Here is a 3,193-nt window from a genome sequence, read left to right on the forward strand (position 1 = left end):
TCAACAATGGGACGAACACGTCCGTGTATTGATGAATCCGAAAATGTTGCCCACTTGGCTGCCTGATTCGCTTGCCCAACAGCTCTATGCCCTGCCCGACAGTTACGGCGTATTGGTTTGGTTTGACCATTTCAGCAAAGCCCAAGCCATTGAAGCACACGAACGCGCATACAGTGAAACCGCCACCCTTCTGCACAGCAAAAAACTGCCGCCGCATATCAAAGCCGCAACCTCCATCCGTTTTATTCCGGCAGTCGGACAGCTTCATACATTATGGCTCAAAGCCCAGACCATGCAGGAATACCAACTGATGCCGTCTGAAAAGTCTACATCGTTTTCTACCGTCCGCTTTATCGCGGACGAACACGGCAGCCTTCAAGCACGCATTGTCTTGTTAAATAGCGGCACCAGAAACTGGCGTCCTTACGGTTTGTTTGCCCACAAAAAAGCAGCCAAACGCGCTTTGACTCAATGGTCGCAAGAACACAGGCTCTGCCCAGATTCGCTCCACATTTTACCGACCAGCTACGCAAAGGGAGAACCCTGCCCCGTCGAGGCTGTCGGCAAATGCAATGGCAACTGCCGCCAGCCAAACGGCATCAAACATCAAAACCAACGCATTACCGAGCTTGCCGCCCTACTCCCCGTAACCGATTGGGGCAAAGCGCACGAAATTGAAATTACCGAAACCGACCCCCTGACCGGAAACAGCATTACCCTGCTCTGCGCCGGCGGTGCGTTGGCATTGCCTGACGGCAGCTGGTATTTCGACAGCAGCCTGCCTCTCGTGATTAAAAACAAATTCAGGCAAGACAAAGAAAATATCCGTTTGATTGCTTAAAACAAGGCCGTCTAAAAACCAAATTTTCAGACGGCCTATTGTGAATAACTTTCCGCTTTATTCCCAAAATAAAAATCTGCCTAAAATTTAATCAGAACTTATTTTTATAATAGCAATCAAATACTAAACCAATTTATACACAAGCTGTTCACACAATTTTCAATGAAAGCTGTGTATACCCAGCCCAACGAGTAAACCATGAACAACCCTGAAATCATCTTCTTTGACATCGACGACACCCTCTACCGCAAATACACGGATACCCTGCGTCCCTCAGTTCCCAAAGCCATGCACGAATTGAAAGCCAAAGGCATTTTGACTGCCATTGCCACCGGCCGTCCGGAAGCCGCCATTCCCGCCAAAGTCAAAGCCTTGATTCAAGAATGCGGTATCGACATGCTCGTTACCATCAACGGCCAATATATTTCCTTTCACGGCGAACCCCTGCAAAGCTACCCCTTGGACATTGCCGACATCGAAACAGCCATCAACCTGCTTGAACAACATAAAATAGACTACGCATTCGTCAACAACCAAGAAATTGCCGTTTCCTCCCATTCGCCGCGCGTTGCCGAAGGCTTATCGCATATCCTGCCCAACTTCCTGATGGATAAAGAATATTTCCGAAAACAGCCTGTTTATCAAATGTTGGTATTTGTGGATAAAGAAGAAGAAAAAATCCTGCAACCGCTAACCCAGCAACACGGCTTCAAATCCGTCCGCTGGCATGAATATGCCGTGGACCTGCTGCGCAAAGAAGGTTCAAAAGCACGGGGCATCACCCACGCAGTGGAAAAACTGGGCATTGATATGAGCAAAGTGATGGCATTCGGTGATAGCTTCAACGACTTGGAAATGCTGTCAACCGTCGGCTTTGGCGTTGCCATGGGCAATGGCGAAGAAGCAGCCAAAGCGGCCACACAATTCGTCTGCCCAAGTGTTGATGAAGATGGCGTCTTGCGCGGCTTGCAAGAATTGGGCGTAATTTAAATTTCAAATCAAAAGGCCGTCTGAACATTTTTTCAGAAGGCCTTGTTCTATCTATAAACTTTCTGCTTACTTTGGCAATACCAAAAAGCTAATCAGCAACTCTTTAAATACGAATCCAAACACACCCAAGCCCAAAACCAAGAAGAGCATGGCAATGCCGAATTTGCCGGCTTTGGATTCTTTACCCAAGTTCCAAACGATAAAGCCCAAAAAGATAATCAGGCCGGTGAGGAGGATTTTCATTGCCCACGAGGCGAATTCTGCTTCAGACATTATTTTTTCCTTTTATTCTTAAGATGTGTGTTTAATTGCTTTCAGACGGCCTATTAAAATTTAAGGCCGTCTGCAATTTGTTTTTAGATTATTTGTTCAATGCTTGTTGCAAATCATCAATCAAATCGTCGATGTGTTCCAAACCAACAGAGAGGCGTATCAAGCCCGGGCGGATATTGGCGGCGAGTTTTTCTTCAGGCTGCATCCGGCCGTGCGTGGTTGTCCACGGATGGGTGATGGTCGAGCGCACATCGCCGAGGTTGGCAGTACGGGAAAAGAGTTCTACGCCGTCCACGATTTTCCATGCTTCTTCTTGGTCTGCAACTTCAAAACCCACGACGATACCGCCGCCATTTTGCTGTTTGCGGATCAGTTCGGCTTGCGGATGGTCGGGCAAACCGGTGTAGTACACGGCTTGGACTTGCGGTTGCTCTTTCAACCATTGCGCGATTTTCAGCGCATTGTCGTATTGTTTTTCCATACGCAGCGACAGAGTTTCCACGCCGCTTAACAGCTGCCATGCGTTAAACGGAGACATCGCCAAACCGCAAGAGTTGCAATACATGGCAACTTGCGTCATCAATTCTTCCGAACCGGCCAACACGCCGCCCATCACGCGGCCGTGACCATCAATCGCTTTGGTTGCGGAAGAAACAGAAATATCCGCACCGTGTTTCAAAGGCTGCGAGCCGACTGGCGACAAGAGGCTGTTGTCCACTACCAAAAGCGCACCGATGCTGTGTGCCAGTTCGGCCAAAGCTTCCAAATCGGCAACTTCGCCCAAAGGGTTGGACGGCGTTTCCAAAAACAGCAATTTGGTATTGTCTTTAACCGCGGCTTTCCACTCGTTCAAATCGGTTGGCGACACATGACTGACCTCGATGCCGAACTTAGTTACGATATTATTGATAAAACCAACAGTCGTACCAAACAGACTGCGGCTGGAAATAACATGATCACCAGCTTGCAAGAAGGTAAAAAACGCTGCCTGAATCGCGGACATACCGGTCGAAGTGGCTACCGCGCGCTCTGCGCCTTCCAATGCAGCAATGCGTTTTTCAAAAGCGGCAGTAGTCGGATTGGCTGTAC

The 3,193-nt window shown here is 48.6% G+C and carries 3 protein-coding genes and 1 pseudogene; 2 read left to right on the top strand and 2 right to left on the bottom strand.

Annotation, left to right across the window (positions count from 1 at the left end; genetic code table 11):
- Nucleotides 1-841, top strand: a pseudogene (locus ACTHUE_RS13895) (3'-5' exonuclease); the annotation flags it as partial.
- 198 nt (nucleotides 842-1,039) lie between these two features.
- Nucleotides 1,040-1,831, top strand: a complete 792-nt coding sequence (locus ACTHUE_RS13900; protein WP_070461633.1) for a Cof-type HAD-IIB family hydrolase — start codon at nucleotides 1,040-1,042, stop codon at nucleotides 1,829-1,831.
- Between the two features lie 66 nt (nucleotides 1,832-1,897).
- Here ACTHUE_RS13900 and ACTHUE_RS13905 read toward each other — a convergent pair whose 3' ends face one another.
- Nucleotides 1,898-2,104: a DUF2788 domain-containing protein gene (locus ACTHUE_RS13905; RefSeq protein WP_003747401.1), complete on the bottom strand. Its 207-nt coding sequence runs from the start codon at nucleotides 2,102-2,104 to the stop codon at nucleotides 1,898-1,900.
- An 88-nt stretch (nucleotides 2,105-2,192) separates the two neighbouring features.
- Nucleotides 2,193-3,193, bottom strand: a 1,001-nt coding sequence (gene metZ / locus ACTHUE_RS13910; protein ID WP_440423761.1) for an O-succinylhomoserine sulfhydrylase, incomplete at its 5' end; no start/stop codon positions are given.

Source organism: Neisseria sp. P0021.S005 (genome assembly GCF_051956955.1).